A 3,950-nucleotide genomic window follows, 5' to 3' on the forward strand; every position below is an offset into this window, starting at 1 on the left:
CCGGGCTGGGGCCGGCCGGGCCGGGGCTCCCGGGGTGGACGTACCGCGGGCGGGTGAGCGCGAAGTGCGCGCTGACGTCGTCCACCCGAGGGTGGAAGTTGTCCTCCAGGCCGCAGAACAGGAATGCCGTCCGGTCCGGCGTGGTGGTGGCGCCGAGCAGCGGTGAACCGGTGAACCACAGGTCGTTGCGGCCACGCCAGGGCCGGCCGCGCTCGACAACCGTGCGGGCGAGCGCCAGCCGGCGCCGGTCCGGCGCGACGATCGCGAGCCGGACCGGCCCGCCCTCGGGTGGGGCGCCGCTGTCGTCCCGCGCCAGCAGGTCCTGGTCGGGGATGGCGAGCGCGCGGGCGATCTCCGCCGGGCTCGAGCCGGCGAACAGCAGCACCCGCTCGCCGCCAGGCCGCGCGTCCGGGCGGCTGGACGGCCCGGTGGCAGTGGCCACTGCCGTGGCCACTGCCGGGACCAGGACCGGAAGCGGGATGGTGGCCGGGAGCAGGCCCGTGCCCGCGGGGGCGGCCGCCGCCATGAACGCGGCCGGCGGCATGAACGCGGCCGGGCCTGGCGGGGGGAGCGGTGCCGGGACCGGGAGCATGACCGGGACCGGCACCGGGATCGTGGCCGGGAAGGCCAGCGACGGCGCGTTCGACGGTGACGGCGCCTCCTCGACGACCACGTGCGCGTTGATCCCGCCGAAGCCGAACGCGTTCACCCCGGCCCGCCGCGGCACACCGCCGTCGGCGTCCCAGGCCTCGGCCTCGGTTATCGGCCGCAGCCGGGTGCCCGCGAACGCCGGATGCGGCTGCTCACAGTGCAGAGATGGTGGCAGCACGCGATGGTGCAGCGCCAGCGCGGCCTTGATCAGCCCAGCGGCGCCCGCCGCCGGCATGGTATGCCCGATCATGGACTTGACGGAGCCGACAGCGATCGGCCACGCCCCTCCATAGCCTCCTCCGTAGGACCTCCCATAGGCCCCTGTGCCAGTCCCCGCGCCGGCGCCGAAGACCTGCTGGAGGGTGGCCAGTTCGGCCGCGTCCCCGGCGGGGGTCGCCGTCCCGTGCGCCTCGACGAGGCCGAGCGCGCCGGGTGCCCTCGGGTCCAGCCCGGCGTCGGCCCAGGCCCGCTCGACGGCGAGCACCTGCCCGTCGGACGCCGGCGCCAGCAGGGTCGACGTCCGCCCGTCGCTCGCCGAGCCGCAGCCGCGGATCACCGCGTATATCCGGTCACCGGCGCGTTCGGCGTCGGCCAGCCGTCTGAGGACGACCATGCCGACCCCCTCGCCGATGAGGATGCCGTCGGCCCGCCGGTCGAAGGGGCGGATCCGCGAGCTCGGCGACAACGCCCGCAGCAGCGAGAAGACGCTCCAGAACGTCACCTCCTGCGCCAGGTGCACACCACCGACGATCATGGTGTCGGCCCGGCCGGCGACGAGCTCGCGCACGGCCGTCTCGACGGCGATCAGGGACGACGCGCAGGCCGCGTCCAGCGTGTAGGCCGGGCCGCGCAGGTCGAGCCGGTTGGCGATACGGGACGCGGCCAGGTTGGGCACCAGCCCGATCGCGGCCTCGGGGCGCCGCGGGCCGAGCGTTTCGGCGAACGCGGCGCGCACCCCGGCCAGCTGCTCGGCCGTGAGCGTCGGGACAAGCTCGGACAGGCTGGCGACCAGCTGTGCGGAGACCTTGATCCGCTGGTCCAGCCGGGCCATCCCGGAGGCGAAGTAGCCGCCGCGGCCGAGTACCACCCCGGTCCGCGCCCGGTCACCGAGCGCGTCCGTGCCACCGGCGTCCGCGATCGCCTCGGCCGCCACCCGCAGGGCCATGAGCTGGTCGGGCTCGGCCCAGTCCACGGCCAGCGGCATGATCCCGAACTGGGTCGGGTCGAAGGTCGCGAACTCCTCGATGAACCCGCCGCGCCGGCAGCGGATCCGTTCCCCGGCCGCCGCGGGACCGTCGTCGGCGGCGGAGTCCGGGGCGAGGCCGGGCGGGGCGTCGGGATCGGGTGCGCGGCCGGCGTCCGGGCCGGGATCCGGATGGAAGAACTCCGGGTCGAAACGTCGCGGCGGGATGTCCCGGATGGCGTCCACGCCGGTGCGGATGTTGCGCCAGTAGGTGTCGAGGTCACCGGCGCCCGGGAACACCGCGGCCATCCCGACGATCGCGATGCCCGCACCCGGGTTCGACGGCCCGCCGGGCCCGCCCGCCCTAGATCCCGGCATCGAAGGCGTCCAGGGAGCCGGAGAAGTAGACCACCTGCGGGTCGTCCACGTCGGCGGCCAGCTCGCGCAGGACCGCGGCGACCCCGGCGTCCGGGTCGATCAGCTCGATACCCCGCCGGGCGTAGGCGCGTGCCAGCTCCGCCGAGACCATTCCCCCGGCGGGGCCGGGCGATGCCCACGGGCCCCAGTCCAGGGACACGACACGGCCGCGCAGCCGCCTCGCCCAGGCGTGGGCGCAGGTGTCGAGCGCGTCGTTGGCGGCGGCGTAGTCGACCTGCCCCCGGTTGCCGAACACCCCGGACACGCTGCCGAAGAGCACCAGGAAACCGATGTCGGGCCGCAGCGCGTCGACCAGCGTCCGGGCGGCGTCGACCTTGGTCGAGAACACCCGCTCGAACGAGCGCGCCGTCTTCTCCCGCAGCGGTTTGTCCTCGCGGACGCCGGCGCCGTGGACCACCCCGTCAAGCCGTCCGCGGTCGGCGTAGATCGTTTCGACGACCGCGCGCAGCGCGTCCGGGTCCCGTACGTCGACGGCGTGGTAGCGGACGAAGGACGCGCTCGCGCGCAGGGCCGCGACGGTGGCCCGCACCTCCCGCTCGGCGAGCAGCTGGGCGGCACGGGCCTCGATCTCGACCGGCCGGCGCAGGCCGGTGGCGATCAGGGCGCGGCGCAGTTCCGGCGCGTCCGCCGCGCCGGCCGTCGCCGGATCCTCGGCGGCGGTCGGCAGCGGCGTCCGGCCGATCAGCTCGATCCCGCAGCCGGTGGCCCGGGCGAGCCCGAGGGCGGCCCTGGCGGTGATCCCGCGCGCGCCGCCGGTGAGCAGGACGACCGAGTCCGGGCCGAGCTCCCCCAGCGCGCCGGAGGCCTGGGCCGACGGGACGGCGGCGACGTCGTCGTGCCACCGCCAGCCCCACGACGGCCCGGCGGCCGGGAGCGTCAAGGCCACCAGGCTCACCGGGCCCACCGGAGCCACCGGGCCCACCGGGACGGTCGAGGGCGAACCGGCGCCGGGGAGCTCGGCCGGCACCACCTGAAGCGTCGACCGGACGCCGTGCCGGTAGCCGGTCACCGGCGGGGCGCCCGGGGTGAGGAACTCCGTGAGCAGGTAGCCGGCGAGCCGGGTCGGCGCCTCCTTCGGGTCGAGGTCCACCGCGCGGATCACCACGTCCGGCGCCTCCCGGGCGAGCGTGCGCGTGAAACCGGCCATCCCCACGCTCGGGCCGGGCTCGTCGCCCACCCCGCGGCCGAAGCTGCCCCCACCGCCGGTCGCGACGACCAGGCGCCGGGTGCCGCCGGCGACCGCGGCCCTGATCGGGACGAACGCGGCGGGCAGGGCCGGTGGCGCGTCCCGGTCCACGGACGACACCCACCAGACGCCGTCCGCGCCGGCACCGCCGGCAAGCTGATCGGCGAGCGAGGCGTCGTCCACGGAGAACATCCGCACGGACGCGCCCTGCTGCTCCAGCAGGGTCGTCAGCGCCAGGCCGATGCCCAGGCCGCCCTCGACCACGGCGAACCGGCTGCCGGCCAGCGGCCCCGGCCCGGGGCGGGCACCGGCCGCGGCAAGGTCAAGCAGGTCGGAGAGGGTGCCCGGCGACGGCAGCGCGACGACCTCGACGACGAAGCGCCGCAACGCGGCCGCCGGGCCCGCGGAATCCCCCGGGCCCGGCGGGCCCGCGAAACGTTCATCGGGCCAGCCGCCGGCCTGCCGCGACACGGCTGCCGGGGCCGCCGGCCC

2 protein-coding genes are annotated in these 3,950 nt (G+C 76.8%); both read right to left on the reverse strand.

Going from position 1 to position 3,950, the window contains the following annotated elements:
• A partial coding sequence (locus tag AC5LUJ_RS13290; RefSeq protein ID WP_493465017.1) for a beta-ketoacyl [acyl carrier protein] synthase domain-containing protein occupies nt 1–2,212 on the reverse strand: 2,212 nt, incomplete at its 3' end.
• Nucleotides 2,199–3,950: SDR family NAD(P)-dependent oxidoreductase (locus tag AC5LUJ_RS13295; RefSeq protein WP_493465018.1), on the reverse strand; the 1,752-nt coding region annotated here is incomplete at its 5' end. The genes AC5LUJ_RS13290 and AC5LUJ_RS13295, both read right to left, overlap by 14 nt.

This window comes from Protofrankia sp. CiP1_Cm_nod3, from assembly GCF_982290655.1.